Origin of the sequence: Geomicrobium sp. JCM 19037 (assembly GCF_000698105.1) — a bacterium.
In the GTDB taxonomy this organism is placed as follows: Bacteria; Bacillota; Bacilli; order Bacillales; family Marinococcaceae; genus Geomicrobium_A.
This window is the reverse complement of record NZ_BAWZ01000033.1, coordinates 1-19,156: the sequence shown is the minus strand read 5'-3', so window position 1 is coordinate 19,156 and position 19,156 is coordinate 1. Positions and strand designations below refer to the sequence as shown.

Here is a 19,156-nt window from a genome sequence, read left to right as displayed (position 1 = left end):
TGAGAATCCATCAATTGTTTTTTAAACTGTTGAACGTCACTGGTCTCGTTTTGATTATTTTCATTTTCGCTACGCCCTTTGTTTGGATGGCTGTAACTTCGGTCAAGTCGCTGAGTGAAACGATTACGTTTCCACCCGTCTGGATTCCTGAAACCATTCGTTTTAAAAATTTTGCCCTAGCATGGGAGTCCGGCCCTTTTTTTAGATACTTAATCAACAGCTTAATCGTCACATTTTCCATCCTTATCCTACAATTTCTAACCATTGTCCCTGCGGCGTATGCGTTTGCTCGTTATCAATTCTTTGCAGATCGTACATTGTTCGCGCTAACAATGATTACACTTATGATTCCAACACAATTAATCTTTTTACCTGTGTATCTACAATTTAGCTCTTGGGGAATTTTAGATACTCACCTCGCACTGATTTTACCATTCGCAGCCAATGCTTTTGGAATTTTCATGCTACGGCAAAGCTTTAAACAAGTACCTGAAGAATTACTAGAAGCCGCAAGACTCGACCAAGCAAGTGAATGGAAGATTATTTATAAAATTATGGTCCCTATGGCAAAACCAACAATCATTACCCTCTTACTTTTCAGCTTCATTACGCATTGGAACGACTATTTCTGGCCACTTGTCATGACAACCTCAGATGCAAGTCGAACACTACCTGTAGGAATCTCAGCATTGACCAATGTAGAAGGGGGAGTTGCCTGGCATATTATGATGGCTGGAAATATGATTCTTGTCGTACCGATTCTAATCATGTTCTTCTTTGCTCAACGTCAAATTATTCGTGCGTTTGTCTATACGGGCGTCAAATAATACAAAAAAGGAGCTACCCTAATGTGGAAACCTAATTTTTATGTACTCGTCATTTCAATGTCAGCACTCATGCTTGCAGCTTGTGGAGAAAGCGAAGGTGAATCACCGGAGGCAACCGCATCGCTTTCAAATGATCCGATCGAGATAGAATATTGGTATGCGTTTGGCGATAAGATTGGTGAGAACAACGAAGCGCTTGTGGAACAATTTAACGAAGTCCAAGATGATATCATTGTCACTGCGCACTATCAAGGCAATTATGAAGACTTGCATTCCCAAACACAAGCAAGTATTGCAGCAGGAAATGCCCCACATGTCACCCTTAATGAAATTGCTTCAATGGGGGCCTTTGCAGAAGCTGGTATGACCGAAGACCTTACATCTTATATAGAAGAAGACAATATTGACCTTAACGACTTTGTAGAAGGATTAATGGGCAACTCTTATATTGGGGAAGGCATCTACGGGCTTCCTTATCTACGGAGTACACCAATTCTATATGTTAACAAAACGATGATGGAAGAAGCCGGACTCGACTCTTCAGGACCTGAAACGTGGGAAGAGTTTGAGGAGTATGCGCGTGCATTAACGAATGACAAAGGCGGTGTCGGAATGACCATGCCGGTAAACATTTGGTTTTACGAAGCCTTTGTCAAACAAAGCGGTGGATCGGTGTTAAATGATGATGAGACTGAAGCTACTTTCAATGAAGCTCCAGGGGTTGCAGCGGTTGAGTTTATCCAAAGAATGTACAATGAGGGTACCATTAAAGTTCCTACAGGAGACGAAGCAGGGCAAGTCGCTCTTCAAGATTTCACTAATCAAAACGCTGGCATGGTGTTCAGCTCTACAGCTGATTTAACAAACTACCTATCTATAGCTGAAGAAGCTGGCTTTGAAGTGAACACCGCGTTTATGCCTCAAAACGAACAATACGGCACACCGACAGGTGGCGCAAACCTTGTCATGGTCTCTGGACATCCTGACGAAGAAAAGAAGGCAGCTTGGGAATTTATTAAATGGATGACAGAGCCGGAACAGACGGTTACTGCTAGTACAAACACAGGTTATCTTCCAATGAGAGAGTCTGCAATTGAAAGTGAGGAAATGCAGTCCTTATACGAGCAAGTTCCTCAATATAAAGTAGCTGTTGACCAACTTGAGTATGCAGGTCCTCGTCCACTAAACGCGAATTACGCCGAAGCTCAAAATATATTGAACGATGCAATAACATCTGCATTAATTGAGTACAATCAAACACCACAAGAAGCGTTAGATGAAGCAGCAGTACGCATTAACAGCTTATTAAAGTAGGAAAAAAGGGATCATCAGCTGATGATCCCTTTTTCTACACTTTTGAACCCTTTACATCTTCATACGTTTTTCGATTGGCGACGTAGTTTTCTTCGAAGCATTTGATATCGATGAGCACGGTGCGATCTTGTTGAAGCGCTTTTTGAAAGGCCGGCAGAAACTCATCTTTCGATTTCACTTCCATGCCAATCGCGCCCATCCCTTCAGCCACTTTTGCAAAGTCTACTTCTCCTAATGCTGTACCAATCACCTTATCTGGGTAGTACATTTCTTGGTGCATGCGAATGGTTCCATAATTTTGGTTATCAAATAGCAAGATGATGATAGGAGCTTTATGCCTGACGGACGTTTCAATCTCTTGAATGGTCATCATGCCTCCACCGTCGCCGTTAAATGATACAACCGTTCGGTGTGGTTCTGCGATTTTTGCTCCAATCGCTGATGGGATGCCATAACCCATGGCTCCATTCGTTGGACCTAAAAACAGGTGTGAGTCTTTAATGACGAGTTGGTTGTGCAACCATGTGGCAAAGTTTCCAGCATCACATGTAATGACGGCATTGGGATCCAATTCCTCATTTAACGTCTCCATCACGTGGCTATAAATTGAATCATCCGTTTCTACAGCCATCAACTCACTATGAGACTTTCGACACACTTTTTGCCAATCACTCCAATCCCCCTCTACCACAACGTCAGTAAAGGCTTGCAGCGCATTGACAGCATGAGAAACAATGCCTAAATCAGGTGGATAAACTTTTCCAATTGTATTCTCGTCTATATCAATATGGATAAGCGTTTGGTCCCATCGTAACAACGTATAATCTTGAGAAGTCGCTTCTGAAAGCCTTGTTCCTATCGCAATGACAAGGTCCGCTTCTTTAAAATGATCACAAGTGTTGGCGCTGCGGCAAGGCCCATATGGCCAATGTACGCCTCATGATCATTATCAATAATTCCTTGTCTACGAAAGCCAGCAATGAGTGGTAGTTTGAATTTCTCAACAAATTGACGTAATGCCAACTCGCCTTCTGATGAACTTACCCCACCACCTGCAATGACGATCGGCTTCTTAGCTGCTCCAAACAGGCGTTTGAATGTTTCGACTTCAATCGTTGAAGGAGAAGGAGCTGGAATGGATGTCGGGGGACCAAAATTCATCGTTGTCGTTTCTGTCAGCATATCTTCAGGTAACGAAACAATAACTGGACCTGGTCTACCTGTTTGCGCGACGCGAAAGGCTTTTTGAACGAGTTCAGGAACCCGGTGACTATCTCGAATTTCTGTCGTCCATTTGGCAATTTCATTGAAGTTATGATCAAAGTTCACTTCTTGAAATCCTTCACGGCCGAGAAACTCACGCTTCACTTGACCTAAGAAAACGACCATTGGTGTGGAATCTTGAAATGCAGTATGCACAGCGATGGAGATATTCGCTGCCCCAACACCTCTTGTAGCCATAGCAACGCCGACCTTGCCTGTGGATCTTGCGTACCTTCCGCCATAAAACCGGCACCGCCTTCATGCCTGTTCACGATCAATTCAATGCTCTCTTGTCCTTCAAGTGCATCAAGTACTGCCAAAAAACTTTCCCCAGGCACTGTAAATGCCCGTGTAACATTCTCAATCTTCATACACTCTACTACGGCTTCTCCTGCAGTCATTGTTTTTTGGTAACGCATGTGGGTTCCTCCTCTTAATAATCAAGAAAGGGGGTCACTGCACATGCATGACCCCCTTTAGATTAGAGCAATTCGTATTGCTTATGAAGATCTCTAACAGCCGCAACAAGCGCGTTCGCGGCCTTGCCTTTATAATACTCCTCGACGATTTCTCCGCTTCCTCTGGGCCTTCCCTAAGGCTAATCCCTTTAAGAAGGTCGTGGATGTACTGGCGGCCATGATCAGTCGCTAATGTACAAGAAGCTTCAAGGATCACGCCATACTTATAATCAACTTCCGCGGTAATGGTTAATGTGTCGAACACGCTTTTCGCTGCCATACCTTGTGGTAACTTTGCATGTCCTGCGATAAAACGAGTATGTTGAAATGCGATCGAGACCCTCTCCTTTGCGATTCGTCTACTGATCTAACGCCATTGTTGCCAATGTACGTACCATCACGCCAGTTCCACCTTTTGGCCCCATTGGCGTGACACGATCAAGGAATGATGTACCGGCAATATCCAAGTGAACCCATGGAGTGTCTTTTACAAATGATTGTATGAAAAGACCTGCCGTAATACTTCCTGCTAATCGACCTGGAGCATTATTCAAGTCAGCAACGTCTGTTTGCTTAAGCATCTCATAATAATGAGGATGTGTCGGAAAACGCCAGATCGCTTCTCCTGATTGTTTCGCTGCTGCTTCTGCTTGAGCATAAAAATCATCGTTATTCGATACCGAACCCGTAACGACGTCACCGAGGGCAACGACACATGCACCTGTAAGGGTTGCAACATCAACAATCTTCGCTGCACCGAGATGCTTTGCATAAGACACTCCGTCCGCTAGAGCAAGTCGACCTTCAGCATCGGTATTCGTCACCTCAATCGTTTGCCCATCAAAGGAGCCAATCACGTCACCGGGACGCATAGCCTGTCCATTTACCATGTTCTCTGTAGACGGGATGACGGCCATTACATTCACGTCTGGCTGAAGGTGACCCACGACTTCCATCGCACCAAGAACGGAAGCTGCACCACCCATGTCAGACTTCATCGTTTTCATACCATCCGCTGGTTTCAATGAATACCCGCCAGTATCATAAGTTAAACCTTTTCCGACAAAAGTGAGGGGTTCACTCCACGTTTCTTGCCCTTGATATCGAAGAACAATCATTTGTGCTGGCAGATCTGAACCTTTGTTCACTGAAAGTAACGCGTCCATACCCATTTCTTCAAGTTGTTCATTGCCCAACACATCAAATGAGAAATGGTCGAAACGGCTTGCCAATGCTCTTGCTTCACCAGCAAGCGCTACTGGCGTCAAATCATTGGCCGGAATGTTTACGAGTGTTCTCGCCAGATTTACCCCTTTCGCCGTCGCTGTACCAGCTACAATAGCCGCCTCATTCGCCTCACCGTTCGTATAGAATGTGATACTTTGATCTGGCTTTTCTTGTTTATTTGTTTTGTACGCATCAAAGGTGTATGTGGACACATGGCCCATCTCTGCAGCTACTTGTGCAACATCGGAAGAATCAAAGCGATCATTCGTAAATGTATCGATTAACACCGCTACTTTCGCATCGTCTGAAGCAGCTTGGAAACCTGCGCCTAATGCCTCTTTCAAAGATGAAATTTCCGTATCGTCCCCCTTGCCAACAAAAATAAGCGTCGTCCATTCACTTCCTGATGGGACCGTAAAGCTTATCACTTTTCCTTTTTGCTTTTTTATGTGGGAATATTTCTTGTTAAGCAAATCATGTAAATCCTTCGTTCCATGCGTTAATGCGTCTGGTAATCCGGCATCTTCCGTGCCGACACCAATAATTACCGCTGATTCGTTTGTTTCTAACGACCATTCTTTTTTATACGTATACATGCTGTTTCGCCCCCAACTGAAAATTCTCTGTACGCATAAACATAAAAACAAACGAAGGCTACTCCTGCATCTTCTGCAACAGTTAGCCACGTTTGTTCAATTGCACAGAGCAAAAAGCCTCTGTCTATATGATACCCTCTTTTTTAGATCATCAATCGTTTTTTGATCAAAATTAAACCATTCCGACAAAAATGACGTTGTATGTTCTCCGAGTGTGGGCGGTGCACTGTTGACATCTAGCGCATTCCCATCAGAAAGAATCGGGTTTCTAACACCTTTGTACATTCCAAGTGATGAATGAGAATGCTCAACGACCATGTCTCGATGTTTCACTTGGTCATGCTGGAATACTTGCTCAATGTTGTTTACTGGTCCACAAGGCACTTGATTTGCGGCCAATTTCTCCGCCCATGCATCTGCTCGTTCTGTCTTAAATACTGACTCAAGAATCTCTCTTAGTTCACCTCGATGAGCGATGCGGTCGGCATTCGTACGAAAACGGGGGTCCTCGGCTAATGACTCTTGACCAATGACGTTGCACAGTGCAGCAAACATCCGGTCGTTGCCTGCAGCGATCATGAGCGGCTTATCACGACAAAGAAAGGTTTCATATGGTGTAATATTCCCATGTGCATTTCCTGCCCGCTTTGACACATGTCCGTTCATTAAGTAGCTACTAGCGATGTTGGCTAGGGAACTCACTTGAACATCTAACAAAGAGAGATCAATGTGCTGCCCTTTTCCACTCTCGTCTCGTGAACGTAATGCCGCTAGAATGCTAATGCACACATAATGGGAAGTCATAATATCTACAACTGGTGTGCCGACACGTGTCGCCTCTCCATCTGCTTCGCCAGTGACATCCATAAGTCCAGCGACTGCTTGAATGACAGGGTCATACCCTGGCTGTTTATGATAAGGACCATCTTGACCGTACCCAGTCACAGAGCAGAGAATTATTTTCGAATTTATTGAAGTGAGATGCTCATAACTTAAGCCGAGTCGTGCGAGTGTTCCGGCTTTAAAGTTCTCAACGACCACATCGGCCTTTTGGACCATATCTTCAAACAAGCTCCGCCCTCGCTCACTTTTTAAGTTCAAAGTGATGGACTTTTTGTTGCGATTTGCCGACAAGTAGTACGTGCTTTCTTCCCCAGCGAACGGCCACCAGTGCCGAATGTCGTCACTTCCTCCAGGCTGCTCAACACGCACAACTTCTGCTCCTAAATCGGCAAGCAACATCGTGCCGAGCGGTCCTGCTAATACTCTAGAAAGATCGAGGACTTTCACACCTTTTAGTGCTCCTTGCATCATCTACCTCCTGTATGAGTTAGTCTTGTGCGACTGTTGACTTTTCAAAAGGCCACGCAGGTAACATCTTTCGGAGTGGTTTATCTTCTGTATACCCTAGCGCATATCGTGCTTGCATCAGTGTATGAATTTCACGCGTTCCTTCATAGATTACTGGAGCTTTTGAGTTACGTAAATACCGCTCAACAGGGTACTCATTGGAATAACCGTATGCTCCATGTATTTGAACAGCATCATTCGCTGCTTCGTTTGCAAAGTTACACGATTGCCATTTGGCAAGCGATGTTTCCCGAGTATTCCGAACGCCTTCGTTTTTCAATTCCCCTGCCTTGAAAACGAGCAAGCGACTGATTTGTAGGTTGGCTTCCATGTTGGCAATCATCTGTTGGACGAGTTGATGCTTCCCAATCTCTGTACCAAATGTCTTTCGTTCATGGCAGTAAGACACAGATGCTTCAAGGCTTGCCATAATGAGACCACATGCGCCTGCAGCGACAGTGAAACGACCATTATCCAACGCCGACATTGCAATTTTGAACCCTTCTCCTTCTTCACCTAACAGATTTTCTTTTGGAATCTTTACGTTGTCAAAGAAGATTTCGCCTGTATTTCCTGCACGAATGCCAAGCTTGCCTTTAATCGCTTTCGAGCTGAAGCCTTCAAAATCACGTTCCACGATGAATGCCGATATGCTGGAATGCTTTTTGTCTTTCTCGCCGGTATACGCAAATACGATAAATGTGTCTGCTACATCACAAAGGGAAATCCATGTCTTTGACCCATTCAGCACATAGTGATCGCCATTTTTCTTCGCTGTTGTATTCATCGCAGCCACGTCAGAACCTGCATTCGGTTCTGTCAATCCGAACGCGCCAATCTTCTCGCCTTGCGCTAGTGGCGTTAAGTATTTTTGTTTTTGTTCTTCGTTCCCCCATTGTAAAATCGTCATGCTGTTGAGACCGATGTGTACAGACGCAGCCGTCCGAAACGCGGTATCCCCACGCTCCAACTCTTCACATACAATGGCAAGTGTGTTGTAATCCATACCGCTTCCACCATATTGCTCAGGAATACAAATGCCCATAAATCCAAGGGTGGACATTTGGTCAACTACACTGCGTTCAAAGTGCATGTTCTCATCCCACTCACCGATGTGCGGAATAATCTCTTTATCCACAAAATTGCGTACCGTTTTCTGAACCATTTTTTGTTCATCGCTTAATGTAAAATTCATCGTATACCCTCTCCATTCTCATTTGTAGACGCAAAAAAGCCAGTCTACTCCCATTAAAAGTAAACTGGCTGACAGTCTTAGAGATCACCATGGCTAGGCAGCATAAGACTTGAACAGTTCATCATTTGGTCACAATTATATGACTAGTTTGATCATTTGTCAATTCTTTCAGAATTATTCTGCGATCACATAGGCTTTTGCCATCAGCTCCAAAAACCGATGGATGCTGTCCTCCGTGTGAACCATGCTCTTTAGAATTTGATGGACTTCTTTTAAGTCTTCATCCGAAGCCATCAGAATTTCCCCGATAATATAATCGCTTTCCATCCAATGAAAAACCCCGTCTAAAAAAAAACGTATAGACACGGGGCTCTTCAGGATATTGGCTGAAAAATCGCTGAATGTATGTTACATATTTCTCTCCATCCATGCTGCGTTGCCCCTTAGCTTTGATACTTTAAACTATGCAGCAACGAAGTAAGAGTGACGCCAAATGACTGGATTTCAAAAAGTTAATGAAGATCACTAGAAATAGAACTCTCCTGAACAGATGGTCGCGGCTTTTCCACGCATCCATACATGATCATTTTCACTCGACCACGTAATGTAAAGGTCTCCACCTGGCAAATGAACGGTTACTTCCTCGTCTTTCTTACTTTTCCCATTCAAGACGGCCGCCACAACTGCAGCACATGCACCGGTGCCACAAGCTTGTGTGATGCCACTGCCCCTTTCCCATACAGCGAAATCAATCTCTTGTTCAGTTTTCATCTGAATAAATTCTACATTTGTTCCTTCTGGAAAAATTGCCGCTTGTTCAATGAGCGGACCGACGGTTTGCACATGAGCCGTGTCTAAATGGTCAGAGAAAAGAACCACGTGTGGATTGCCCATTGATACCGCTGTGAGAGCGTGCACTTGTTCGCCGAAAGAAATACGTTCATTTATGACTAGTTCATCTTCGTTTCCTCGCATAGGGATCGCCGCGCGTTCGAGTGCAGGAATGCCCATGTCGACGGTTACTTCATCCACATGACCCTTCTCTGTTGGATGCACTTCTGCAGTGACGATCCCTCCTAACGTTTCAATCGTGAATGTGTTTGACCGGACAATACTCGCTTCATACACATATTTGGAGACGCATCGCAACCCATTCCCACAGTTTTTCGCCTCTGATCCATCATTATTGAACACGCGCATACGAACATCCGCCGTATTTGAAGGCAATATTAAAATCATTCCGTCTGAGCCAATGCCTGTGTACGGATTGGCGACGCGAATCGCTGTGTTTTTTAATTGTTCTTCTTTAGGGATTTCATGATGAAATCGTCTACATAAATATAACTATTGCCCAGTCCATGCATTTTCGTAAATTTCACAAGCAGTTCCTCATTTCCTTAAACGTTCCGTCGTCCAAAAATAGTCATCATCAGCATGCATAATCACCATAGAATAGTTGCAACATGGCAAAATCAATGTCGTTTTCACACCATCAAATGCATCGCGCAATTGTTTTTGTTTCATATAGGTTAACACATTCGGCTCACTGCACTTTGGGCACTCGTCAAAATAGACGTCCCCACCGATGCGATCATACGGCCACGTGTTCTGAAACGGAAGCAACTCCATTCTCTCATCTTCTCCCTTACATTATTCAAGCAATGTTTACGTAACGTGCAGAGCATGTTGCACAAACTGCAACAACGCTCGTTTTTGTTTGACAATCTCTTCTTCTGGAGGAGCAGCGTGTAAATAAGCTTGTTCTGCACTGCTTTCAATAACCCCAATCACAAGCTCGCACTACTGCTCGGCTCAACGTGTTCCCCGATCATCTCGTTTCTTTGTGATTCTTCCAGCCGCAATGTCATCCATGCATAGAACGGCTCGTAAATCTCTTCCCACTCGCGCAAATGCTCGGTAGATGCGAGCCCTGCGTAAACGAGGGCGTGAAGCTCCCGATATTCTTTTAGATTATCATAGACCGTTGCTATAATATCTTCGAGCTGCTTCGAGAAGCGTCCCTTTTTATCGACGGTTTTTTCGAGTTTCTTCACAAGGGTGTTGACTAGCTCTTCCGCAATGGCTGGCATAACGGAGAGCTTAGAAGAAAAATACAAATAGTACGTGCCCTGTGCTATGCCTGCAGCTTTGACGATATCTGATACTTTCGTACGCTCAATCCCGTTCTCTTTGAACACGTCAATGGCAGCTTGTACGATACGCTCCTTTTTATCCAAACGGTTCACCTCTAAATAATTCATAATACATCATCATGGCTATATCCAATCATTGTCTTCAAGTTCTTTATAGATCTTCTCAAGCAGCTCATCTGCAGAGCTACCAGAAATTATTTTTCCTTCAACGATGGCGTAGTTTTTCTTGGCACAAAGGGTGCATTTCCCTAAACATCCATATTCTACCACATCTATATCTGCATCTCTTTCTAACGCCTCTAGTACGGGATGGGTACCTTCGGCAAGGTTGCTCATACAAAATTCTACAATAGGGATCAAACGTCTTCACCATCCTGCCTTTGTGTCATCGTATCCAATCCCTATAGCTACCGTCAATCTTTAGACTAGATCAACGGTTTTGAAACTACTTATAACAGTTGTTGTCAGGATTGAAGAGAATCGTTATACTTTAAGAGGTGCAATCCTTACGAAATGATTTTTACATAGATTCTGTTTTCAGCGAGCGATTTAACGAGAGCCGATCACGCGAATCGCTCAACCAGTGTCATTTTTCAACAAAAGGGGTCCTTCACTATGAAAAAACTTGTCATATTGGGCGGCGGTTACGGTGGCATGAAGATTATGCAACAGTTAAGCGCAAAAGACTTGCCTGAAGACTACGAGATTGTTCTCGTTGACAAACTTCCTTACCATTGTATAAAAACGGAGTATTATGCGCTAGCAGCAGGCACAGAATCAGATCACGATATTCGTGTTCCTTTCCCAAAACATGTGCGCAGACACTTTGGACACGTTCAACACATTGATGTTGAATCAAGAACGATAACGCTTTCTGGTGATCAGCACGACCCAGAGACTTTAAGCTATGACAAGCTCGTCATCGGTCTCGGTGCTGAAGACAAATACCACGGTGTCCCAGGGGCTAGCGAGCATACACATAGTATTCAAAGCATGGAAAGCACAAGGAAAACTTACGAAGCCATTAGTAACTTACCACCTCGCGCTACCGTTTCAGTTGTCGGAGCCGGACTTTCTGGCGTAGAGTTGGCCGCTGAATTGCGTGAGAGTCGCCACGATTTGACCATTCATCTGTTTGATCGAGGAGAAACGATTCTACCGATGTTCCCATTACGGTTAAGTACCTATGTTACTTCTTGGTTTGAAAAACATGATGTCGATATCGTTAGCAACTCCAATATTACGAAAGTGAGCGACGGTGCGCTCTACAATCACGATGAACGTGTACAGTCGGATGCCGTCATTTGGACTGCGGGCGTGCAGCCTGTTGAAGTCGTTCGGAATATGGAAGTTGAACAAGACCGTAAAGGACATATTATTTTAACAAAGCATCATCACATTCCAAATCACCCCGATGTATTTGTCGTTGGAGACTGTGCAAGTCTTCCGTATGCACCGAGTGGACAACTTGCTGAAAAACAAGGTGAGCAAATTGTGATGATCCTTAAAAAGCAATGGGCAGGAGAGCCTTTACCTGAAACGATGCCTGAAATGAAACTAAAAGGAACCCTCGGTTCTTTAGGAAAGAAAAAAGGCTTCGGTGTGATGGGCGACAAAGCTTCTGTTAAAGGACGTGTCGCGCGGATATTAAAAAGTGGCGTCCTCTGGATGTATAAATACCATAGCGGCGTTTAAAAAGGAGACGGGGCAATGTTGCCCGTCTCCTTTTTCTATACTGCTTCTCGGTTAATAATGTCGTCAACTGTACGATAAATGACTTTTAGCTTTGGATCTCCTTCAGCAACAATTTCTCCATTAATCGTCACAAGCGGATAAAACCGATCCTCTTCAATAATTTCTTCAGCCATTTGTTCATAACCTTGTTTCGGTTGCCCAATATCAATGTACTCAAACTGAAACAGTTGTTCAGGATACTTCCGGTGTAACAAGGCTTGGAGCCACTCCATCGTCTCTTTGGATGAAGGCAAGTTCACACAACTTGCGCATTTTTTTTCGGCGCCGTAAACCGCAACCTCAATTCCCATAAAGACCGTCCCCTTTCCAGTTGTGACTCCATTTTACAACGAATTAGAGAAAAAATAACCCTAAACATGGATTTTTACACCTTTGGGTATTATAATAGGTGGTAAAGAAAGGAGTGTTTATGATGACAGAAACAGTAGATATCACAGGTCAAGTACAAGAAGTACTTGAGAAACTCCGCCCGTTCCTTCTTCGCGATGGTGGCGACGTTGAGCTCGTCGATATTGAGGATGGGATTGTGAAAGTTCGTCTCATGGGCGCTTGCGGTACTTGCCCTTCATCGACAATTACGCTAAAAGCAGGCATTGAGCGTGCGCTCGTTGAAGAAGTCCCAGGTGTAGTGGAGATTGAACAAGTATTCTAAATGCCTGTTTACAGGATTTCATACAAAAAACCACGATGAGAATCGTGGTTTTTTTGATTGATGGGTACATCACTTACGAAACTTTCTTCAAACAGAAACATAGGCGGCCTTGCTCCGTCTACAGCAACCGTGGGCCTAGCAATGTGTATTTCCCCTAGCCGAGCTATGACTGGATAAGCTTATAAACCTCCATTTGTGAAAAGGAGAGGGCTGAAAAACGACTCACCCTCTACGTTACTTGTGACCGGGGCCGATCTATGTGGGAATTTCACCAACATGGAGCGTTATGATCGTAAATTATTCCATCATTAAACGGTCTATGTTGGAAGGTAGCCTTTCTACGCGGGGATCCCAGCAAAAAAGGGTATCTCATTTAAGAAAATCCCATCATAGACATAAGCTATGTGGAATTTTCTACTTATAACAACCGAAACATTGTTATATGTTTTTCAATATCCCTTTTTCAGTGAGCCGGCGAGAAGAACGTGAGTACTTCCACGAAGCGCTTCTTGGATTTATTTATTGCCCCCACTTTAATTCCATTGATAATGTACAGCAATCTGATTGTGGGTTTTGCGCAGGTAAGAATAGCTGTACAGCGATTCCAGTTGGTGTATAACTCACGTTTGTTCGTGCCGTAAACCCTGGTATCGCGTGGATAAGGTGGTCCACATGTTCATCTTGCCCTTGTTGGGCAGCGTTAATGACTTGATATGAAAACTCCTGATTTTCAAAGGCGTGAAGTAACGTTTGACTTTGTTGGAGTAACAGTTGAATTTCCTGGACGGACTCAGTCAACATCGTTGGGTCTGCAGGTGGGTAATTTCGATAAGCAGGATTGTGCTGATAAAAATGGTACGGACGATACCATCTCTGCATCCATTTTCCCCCTTTTTTACCATCGTATGTGCACTCCAATGATGATGTGCTAATGAGCAAATTTGAGCAGAAGATGGCGAACCACAGGAATCCGTTCACACCCGTGACAATTTGGAACCCTTCTATAAACGTCTGGCGAGTTGGGGGTGGGGTGCGTGAGATTAACCCTTTATAGTACGATTCTCGATGTTTTGTAACGTCTACAACTGAAAAATCGCACCATAGAAACTAAAAATCTAACCAAAGATATGTCTATGGTTAGATTCCTGCTAAATAAGAGCTCATGGTTCGTCCATTTGTCACCCTTTACTCGTATGCGCTTCGTTGATAAGTCATGGACATCGACCGTTTTCGGTTACTATACGCACTTTAAATCGAAGTTCACCGTTCAATACTCTACCGATAGCATCCACACACATACTGGGCACACGCTAAAAAGCACAAGAACGATGTGACTAGTTCTTGTGCTCGAGCTTTCCTCATGATGAAAGAGCGATATTGAATGAATTCTGTTCAACTACCACGCCTTGGGCACACGGCTTTGCCGCTGTCACTTCATATTGCGGATAATCAATTGCAATTTGTTCAGCGATTTCGATTCCTTTTCCAAAAGGCGCGAGACCTAGAATTGTAGGCCCTGCACCACTCAATGCCGCACCGTAAACACCGTATGACTTGACGTCTTCAAGCGCTTCTCCTAGCCCTGGAACGAGTCCAGTTCTATACGGATGGTGATAACGGTCTTGATTCATCATCGTCCCTGCAAGTTCGTAATTCTCAGCAAGAAGAGCGGCGACTAGCACATTGGCACATGCACTGCCCCGAATGGCTTCCTTGTAATCAAGCTGGTCTGGCAACACTTGTCGAGATTCTGACGTTAGTAATTCCTCAGAAGGGACCATAAGCACAAGGTCTAAACTTGGAATTTGCTGCAGTACGACTCGAGTAAATTGTTCAGTGTGCATACCGACAGTCAATCCCCCGTACAAACATGCACCAACGTTATCGGGATGACCTTCAAGAACACTAGCAAACCGGAGCTTCTCTTCACTCGTCAGCTGCAAGTCTGCCAACTGGTTCGCCAGTTCAATTGCGGCAATAATTGCTGCTGCTGAACTACCCAACCCCCGGGCTAATGGAATATCTGAGTGCATATGCACGTGACAAGCTGGCAATTCTTTGCCTTTCGTAGCAGCAAGTGCTCGCGCCACTTTGTATACCATGTTCTTCTTACCTTTAGGAATGTTCGCCAAGTGGATAGATGAGGATGTAAATTTCCATTCCTCTGCCGCGTACACTTCCAGATGCAAATATCGATTTACCGCCAATCCAATCGAATCAAACCCTGGACCGAGATTCGCAGAACTTGCTGGTACTGAAATTTTCATCAGTGGCTTGGCTTCAGACGATGGCAAGGTCTTGTTCTTCCAAGACATTTACAACCCCACCTTCCACACGATAATGATTCATCACCTTTTCAACGACGTCGAGCTCATTCAATTCCTCGATCAATTGGTCAAATACCCCGCGTGTCGTCTCGTGCGTAACAATGACGACTTCGGCTATTTTTTCTTCCGCATCCAGTGGGCTTTGCATTAGCTTTTCAAAGCTAACTCCATGTGCTGTGAACTGTGAAGTAATCGTCTTGAACGCACCACGGACATCTTGTGCGTACAGCCGAACGTAAAACTTTGCCTCTACATCGTCAACTTCCTTTACAGTCGCTCGTTTCACAACATTCGCATCAATTCGTGATGAATCACGGGAAATGACATGCCGGGCAACGTTAACAAAATCGGAGGCAACAGCAGATGCAGTCGGCAACGAGCCCGCACCAGTCCGTAGAACATTGTCTCCCCAACAGCTTCCCCATAAACATAAACCGCGTTATATTCATCGTTTACCGAAGCAAGTGGATGGGCATTGGGAACAAACACCGGCTCGACAGACACTTCCAATTCATCTTCGCTACGACTTGCTAGACCGATCAGCTTCATCGTGAACCCTAACTGTTTGCCGTAATCAATATCCTCAGGTGCAACACCAGTCATGCCCCTCACATACACACGATCCAAATCAATGGATTCAGAAAAACCAAGGCGAGATAAAATAACCATTTTACGAGCAGCGTCAAGACCGCCGACGTCTGCGGTCGGGTCGCTTTCTGCAAATCCCTTTTCTTGTGCTTCTTTTAACGCCTCGTCATACGTTAAGTCCTCTTTTGACATTTTCGTAAGCATATAGTTTGTCGTTCCATTTACAATTCCGATCATTTTTGTAATGTGATCAGCGACAAGCCCTTCGTTTAACGTTCGCAAAATCGGGATGCCACCTGCCACACTCGCTTCATACAAGAGCAAGCAATTGTTCTCTTGTGCTTTCTTCAACAACTCTTCACCGTGTAGGACAAGTAAATCTTTATTCGCCGTCACCACATGTTTCCCTTGATCAAGCGCCGTCTCAATTAAGTTTTTCGCTTCATCTATTCCACCCATTACTTCAATAATAATATCAATGTCAGGGTCAGTGACAACCTCTTGGCCGTCAGTCGTAAATTGCTCAATGGCAATGCGTTGATCTCTTTCTTTACGCGGATCACGAACCAGGACTTTGCGAACAATGATCTCTTCTGCCCCGGTTTTCGTTTGCAACTTCTCCTTGTGGTGAGTGAGGATGTGCATCATCCCACTCCCTACTGTACCTAACCCTAGCAGTCCAACCACAATTTGTTTGCTACTCATCAATGTCCACCCCTGTTCCGATCACTTGACTACCTCTCTTGTTCACTAGAGAAAAACAAATGTCTATTTAATATGGACATTATAGACCGAATAGGAAGACTTTACAAGGGGGAAACTTACATTTTCATGCGAAATTTCTTCGAGTAAACCACGAACCCGCGGTTGTTGAGGGTAAATGTTCCATCAAACATTGTGCGGTGTAGCGTAAATACCGTTCTTCTTGGGCAAGCTCCCTTTCAAAGTTTGTAATGTCTGCTGAACGGTTCTCCGCATGCGTGCCTTCATTCATATAATGATTTTCAATCGTTTCGATATACGTAAGTGGAAGTAAAAGACGCGCACCGATGAGTGACCACGTTCCTTGAGAAAGTGTTCGACCATTTTGATACTCAGAAATAAAAGAATAGCCATCTTCAAATCGCCCTTCTCGATATTCCGCCCGTAAGCGTTCACCGAGATCTCTTGCTGGGTGATCATACACAAACTCTAACGGCAGCTTCACTTGAGTCGTCCGTTCGTTTGTAGCAAACCAAGACCGATTGGAGAACCTTGTATGATTAATTGAGCCGTCATATGATTGAAGCAACGGCTCTCTTCCTTCTTCAACGAGCCACTGCATTGCCGTCTCTGCTCTTCCTAAATAATATGGGAATGTGTACAAAAACTCCCGATCAAAATCGTTTTTCTGTCGCCGTGCATCCACTTGCTGATGCCAACTTTCAACCTGACCCATTCTCCGCTCCCAAATGTCTAACCACTGCCCTAAATAGTTTAAGTCAGGAACATTTGGTACCCAACCATGCTGACGTCGTGGATGTGGGCGAGTTGTCCTCCTTCTGTGAGAAGTTCCCCAGCTCGTCGTTCATCAAATTGCGGCAGCATGAACACGAGTTGTTGCGCACCATCAATCTTTGCCACACTTCCCCCACCTACTGTATTTACAGGCTGGGCAATTTCTGCAATCCCTGCATTTTGCAACTGTTTTGCCCATTCAAATTGAATAAGCATGCTGTCTTCTTGTCGAGAATAAGGTGTGACGAGATAAGAATGACCACCAGAATCAAACCCTTCATACGACCAAGTTGCCACCGCTCATCACAATGAAAACCGTACTGATCGTATATATTTCTTTCAAACATCTGACCACCTCCGCATATTCTTATATTCTATGATGAGGTGCACAAAGTTATTGATGATCCCGCACGTTTGTATTTCTCATATGAGGGTAAACATTACCATATTGTTTAAAGGGGCGTTTTACACGTGAAAACACTATCCATTGAATTAGCGATCGAGCGGTTAGAGTCTAGAGGGGTAACTGTTGACGATATCACAGATCTCGTCTTTGATTTACAAACCCCTTATGTGGAGAATTTAACGAAAGCGACATGCAAATATAATGTCGTTCGCGTATTGTCCAAACGGGAAGTGCAAAATGCACTGCTCACAGGAATAGAGCTTGACCAACTCGCCGAAGAAGGCAAATTACAACAACCGCTACAAGACATCGTGGCGTCCGATGAAGGGTTATATGGCATTGATGAGATCATCGCCTTAGCGATCGTTAATGTGTACGGTTCCATCGGACTCACAAACTTCGGCTATGTCGATAAGATTAAACCTGGCATCATCGCAAAACTGAATGACCATGCTGATGGAAAGTGCCATACATTTTTGGACGATATCGTCGGTGCGATCGCAGCCGCGGCGTCCAGTCGACTTGCCCACTCAGAAGAAGGTGCTGAAGTACCGGACTAACTCTCCCTCGGCACAATGATCACCTCTTCAACGTTTTCGCTGGCACCTACAGATTATTCTTGCAACATATAAGAAACATACTTTGTGTAAAGGCATAGAAGAAGCGGACGTCCCATTAGAGGATATCCGCTTCTTTTATTCATGAGATATTCTAAATGGGTGGAGAAATCAATTCATATAAATATTAATGAACTGTTGCGCTAGAACGGCCTATGAATGAGTGAACTCGGTAACAGATTAACGGCTCACATGTACATCCTCGCTCTGAAATACCCACATGATATCGGCGCAAGTCGCGCCGAACCGAGTGCGGTTACATTTCGGCCCTGCGAGGCGTGTCGTTGGCACTTCAGCTAGAATCTGCGCTCCAGCTGGAACAGACTGCGCGCAAGATGGCACCCCGCACTGGTCTAACCCTCCCACACAACAGCGCAAATCAGGAAAACTTCACGTCCATTCTATATAGATCAGTTGAACGAAAGAAATGCACTGAACCTGTGAACGAAATCAGTCTTTAAGGCAAACGCCTAGCTAATAACTGATGAAGCCGATCTCACATCGACAATGTCGTTGCCGATCGTAGTGATCACTGCAAGGGTTGCGGACAACACGAAAAACGTTTGCCGAAGGGTAAAAAGTCATGACTAAGGTTCACCACCTGGCACAAGCATGTGATGACCTCTTACTTATGTGACAATCCAGATCTCAAACCGGGCACTTTCGGACCTCAACGGTCACTTATATCACGATTTGTGACCGTTGACTCCGTTTATGAGCGCATCCACGTTAAGAATGATGATTTTTCTTTCCCAAGTGTCACATATATGCATATATGGGGCATTTGGTCTTCTTTCCTCACACCGAAGCGTTGAGGTGATGTCTCACTTATGCTCTGGAGTACATAGAAAACACGGGGGGCGTACTTTGACCACCGATGTTGCACTTGTAGTCTGGAATACAAAGTAGACACAGCGAGCACAAGCGGAGG

Annotated in this window: 17 protein-coding genes and 5 pseudogenes; 5 read left to right on the top strand and 17 right to left on the bottom strand. The window is 44.5% G+C overall.

Annotation, left to right across the window (positions count from 1 at the left end):
* Positions 1 to 5: 5 nt before the first annotated feature.
* The gene (locus tag JCM19037_RS16590; protein ID WP_373901119.1) at positions 6 to 827 is read left to right on the top strand and encodes a carbohydrate ABC transporter permease; all 822 of its coding nucleotides are present in this window, start codon (positions 6 to 8) and stop codon (positions 825 to 827) included.
* Between the two features lie 21 nt (positions 828 to 848).
* Positions 849 to 2,141 carry an ABC transporter substrate-binding protein gene (locus tag JCM19037_RS16585; RefSeq protein WP_042403116.1) on the top strand — a complete coding sequence of 431 codons (1,293 nt, stop codon included), beginning with the start codon at positions 849 to 851 and terminating at the stop codon, positions 2,139 to 2,141.
* 34 nt (positions 2,142 to 2,175) lie between these two features.
* Here JCM19037_RS16585 and JCM19037_RS25235 read toward each other — a convergent pair whose 3' ends face one another.
* The 11 genes and pseudogenes from JCM19037_RS25235 to JCM19037_RS16545 all read right to left on the bottom strand — a co-directional run bounded on the left by JCM19037_RS25235 (position 2,176) and on the right by JCM19037_RS16545 (position 10,743).
* Positions 2,176 to 2,733 carry a thiamine pyrophosphate-dependent enzyme gene (locus JCM19037_RS25235; protein WP_238544772.1) on the bottom strand — a complete coding sequence of 186 codons (558 nt, stop codon included), beginning with the start codon at positions 2,731 to 2,733 and terminating at the stop codon, positions 2,176 to 2,178.
* A gap of 171 nt (positions 2,734 to 2,904) precedes the next feature.
* Positions 2,905 to 3,775, bottom strand: a pseudogene (locus JCM19037_RS25230) (thiamine pyrophosphate-binding protein); the annotation flags it as partial.
* A 110-nt stretch (positions 3,776 to 3,885) separates the two neighbouring features.
* Positions 3,886 to 4,142: pseudogene (locus tag JCM19037_RS24550) on the bottom strand (DUF3870 domain-containing protein).
* Between the two features lie 79 nt (positions 4,143 to 4,221).
* The gene (locus tag JCM19037_RS16575; RefSeq protein WP_042403114.1) at positions 4,222 to 5,685 is read right to left on the bottom strand and encodes a leucyl aminopeptidase; all 1,464 of its coding nucleotides are present in this window, start codon (positions 5,683 to 5,685) and stop codon (positions 4,222 to 4,224) included.
* 96 nt (positions 5,686 to 5,781) lie between these two features.
* Positions 5,782 to 6,996, bottom strand: coding sequence for a CaiB/BaiF CoA-transferase family protein (locus tag JCM19037_RS16570; RefSeq protein WP_042403112.1), 1,215 nt, complete (start codon positions 6,994 to 6,996; stop codon positions 5,782 to 5,784).
* A 19-nt stretch (positions 6,997 to 7,015) separates the two neighbouring features.
* Positions 7,016 to 8,230: an acyl-CoA dehydrogenase family protein gene (locus JCM19037_RS16565; RefSeq protein ID WP_042403111.1), complete on the bottom strand. Its 1,215-nt coding sequence runs from the start codon at positions 8,228 to 8,230 to the stop codon at positions 7,016 to 7,018.
* A 174-nt stretch (positions 8,231 to 8,404) separates the two neighbouring features.
* On the bottom strand, positions 8,405 to 8,557 hold the full coding sequence (locus JCM19037_RS25940) for a hypothetical protein (protein ID WP_193744791.1): 153 nt from the start codon (positions 8,555 to 8,557) through the stop codon (positions 8,405 to 8,407).
* 198 nt (positions 8,558 to 8,755) lie between these two features.
* A pseudogene (gene dapF, locus JCM19037_RS16560) lies at positions 8,756 to 9,594 on the bottom strand (diaminopimelate epimerase).
* 25 nt (positions 9,595 to 9,619) lie between these two features.
* Positions 9,620 to 9,859 carry a hypothetical protein gene (locus JCM19037_RS16555; protein WP_193744790.1) on the bottom strand — a complete coding sequence of 80 codons (240 nt, stop codon included), beginning with the start codon at positions 9,857 to 9,859 and terminating at the stop codon, positions 9,620 to 9,622.
* Positions 9,860 to 9,895: 36 nt separating this feature from the next.
* A pseudogene (locus tag JCM19037_RS16550) lies at positions 9,896 to 10,491 on the bottom strand (TetR family transcriptional regulator).
* A 15-nt stretch (positions 10,492 to 10,506) separates the two neighbouring features.
* Complete coding sequence (locus JCM19037_RS16545) at positions 10,507 to 10,743, bottom strand: DUF1450 domain-containing protein (RefSeq protein ID WP_042403109.1); 237 nt, start codon at positions 10,741 to 10,743, stop codon at positions 10,507 to 10,509.
* A gap of 255 nt (positions 10,744 to 10,998) precedes the next feature.
* On the opposite strand from JCM19037_RS16545, the gene JCM19037_RS16540 reads away from it, so the two are divergent.
* Positions 10,999 to 12,078, top strand: coding sequence for an NAD(P)/FAD-dependent oxidoreductase (locus tag JCM19037_RS16540; protein ID WP_042403106.1), 1,080 nt, complete (start codon positions 10,999 to 11,001; stop codon positions 12,076 to 12,078).
* A gap of 35 nt (positions 12,079 to 12,113) precedes the next feature.
* Here JCM19037_RS16540 and JCM19037_RS16535 read toward each other — a convergent pair whose 3' ends face one another.
* Positions 12,114 to 12,428 carry a YuzD family protein gene (locus JCM19037_RS16535; protein WP_042403104.1) on the bottom strand — a complete coding sequence of 105 codons (315 nt, stop codon included), beginning with the start codon at positions 12,426 to 12,428 and terminating at the stop codon, positions 12,114 to 12,116.
* A 119-nt stretch (positions 12,429 to 12,547) separates the two neighbouring features.
* On the opposite strand from JCM19037_RS16535, the gene JCM19037_RS16530 reads away from it, so the two are divergent.
* Entirely contained in the window at positions 12,548 to 12,790 is a 243-nt protein-coding gene (locus JCM19037_RS16530; protein WP_238554380.1) for a NifU family protein, read from the top strand.
* Between the two features lie 519 nt (positions 12,791 to 13,309).
* Here JCM19037_RS16530 and JCM19037_RS16525 read toward each other — a convergent pair.
* From JCM19037_RS16525 to JCM19037_RS16505, 5 genes and pseudogenes are all read right to left on the bottom strand, one after another.
* Positions 13,310 to 13,669 carry a hypothetical protein gene (locus tag JCM19037_RS16525; RefSeq protein WP_042403101.1) on the bottom strand — a complete coding sequence of 120 codons (360 nt, stop codon included), beginning with the start codon at positions 13,667 to 13,669 and terminating at the stop codon, positions 13,310 to 13,312.
* A gap of 479 nt (positions 13,670 to 14,148) precedes the next feature.
* On the bottom strand, positions 14,149 to 15,105 hold the full coding sequence (gene thrB, locus JCM19037_RS16520; RefSeq protein ID WP_238544770.1) for a homoserine kinase: 957 nt from the start codon (positions 15,103 to 15,105) through the stop codon (positions 14,149 to 14,151).
* A pseudogene (locus tag JCM19037_RS16515) lies at positions 15,071 to 16,410 on the bottom strand (homoserine dehydrogenase). The gene thrB and the pseudogene JCM19037_RS16515 overlap by 35 nt, the downstream one beginning before the upstream one ends.
* A gap of 124 nt (positions 16,411 to 16,534) precedes the next feature.
* The gene (locus JCM19037_RS16510; RefSeq protein ID WP_042403099.1) at positions 16,535 to 17,143 is read right to left on the bottom strand and encodes a hypothetical protein; all 609 of its coding nucleotides are present in this window, start codon (positions 17,141 to 17,143) and stop codon (positions 16,535 to 16,537) included.
* Between the two features lie 38 nt (positions 17,144 to 17,181).
* A complete protein-coding gene (locus JCM19037_RS16505) occupies positions 17,182 to 17,499 on the bottom strand; it encodes a hypothetical protein (RefSeq protein ID WP_042403095.1) in 318 nt (105 codons plus the stop codon).
* Positions 17,500 to 17,673: 174 nt separating this feature from the next.
* Here JCM19037_RS16505 and JCM19037_RS16500 point away from each other — a divergent pair, with 174 nt between their 5' ends.
* A complete protein-coding gene (locus tag JCM19037_RS16500; protein WP_042403093.1) occupies positions 17,674 to 18,168 on the top strand; it encodes a phosphatidylglycerophosphatase A in 495 nt (164 codons plus the stop codon).
* Positions 18,169 to 19,156: the final 988 nt, after the last annotated feature.

Excerpts from the sequence above, each read along its gene's own strand:
- JCM19037_RS16585 (WP_042403116.1), top strand. The coding sequence starts at position 849 with ATGTGGAAACCTAATTTTTATGTACTCGTCATTTCAATGTCAGCACTC.
- JCM19037_RS25235 (WP_238544772.1), bottom strand. The coding sequence starts at position 2,733 with ATGGAGACGTTAAATGAGGAATTGGATCCCAATGCCGTCATTACATGT.
- JCM19037_RS16575 (WP_042403114.1), bottom strand. The coding sequence starts at position 5,685 with ATGTATACGTATAAAAAAGAATGGTCGTTAGAAACAAACGAATCAGCG.
- JCM19037_RS16570 (WP_042403112.1), bottom strand. The coding sequence starts at position 6,996 with ATGCAAGGAGCACTAAAAGGTGTGAAAGTCCTCGATCTTTCTAGAGTA.
- JCM19037_RS16565 (WP_042403111.1), bottom strand. The coding sequence starts at position 8,230 with ATGAATTTTACATTAAGCGATGAACAAAAAATGGTTCAGAAAACGGTA.
- JCM19037_RS25940 (WP_193744791.1), bottom strand. The coding sequence starts at position 8,557 with ATGGAAAGCGATTATATTATCGGGGAAATTCTGATGGCTTCGGATGAA.
- JCM19037_RS16555 (WP_193744790.1), bottom strand. The coding sequence starts at position 9,859 with ATGGAGTTGCTTCCGTTTCAGAACACGTGGCCGTATGATCGCATCGGT.
- JCM19037_RS16540 (WP_042403106.1), top strand. The coding sequence starts at position 10,999 with ATGAAAAAACTTGTCATATTGGGCGGCGGTTACGGTGGCATGAAGATT.
- JCM19037_RS16535 (WP_042403104.1), bottom strand. The coding sequence starts at position 12,428 with ATGGGAATTGAGGTTGCGGTTTACGGCGCCGAAAAAAAATGCGCAAGT.
- JCM19037_RS16530 (WP_238554380.1), top strand. The coding sequence starts at position 12,548 with ATGATGACAGAAACAGTAGATATCACAGGTCAAGTACAAGAAGTACTT.
- JCM19037_RS16525 (WP_042403101.1), bottom strand. The coding sequence starts at position 13,669 with ATGCAGAGATGGTATCGTCCGTACCATTTTTATCAGCACAATCCTGCT.
- thrB (WP_238544770.1), bottom strand. The coding sequence starts at position 15,105 with ATGTCTTGGAAGAACAAGACCTTGCCATCGTCTGAAGCCAAGCCACTG.
- JCM19037_RS16510 (WP_042403099.1), bottom strand. The coding sequence starts at position 17,143 with ATGGGTCAGGTTGAAAGTTGGCATCAGCAAGTGGATGCACGGCGACAG.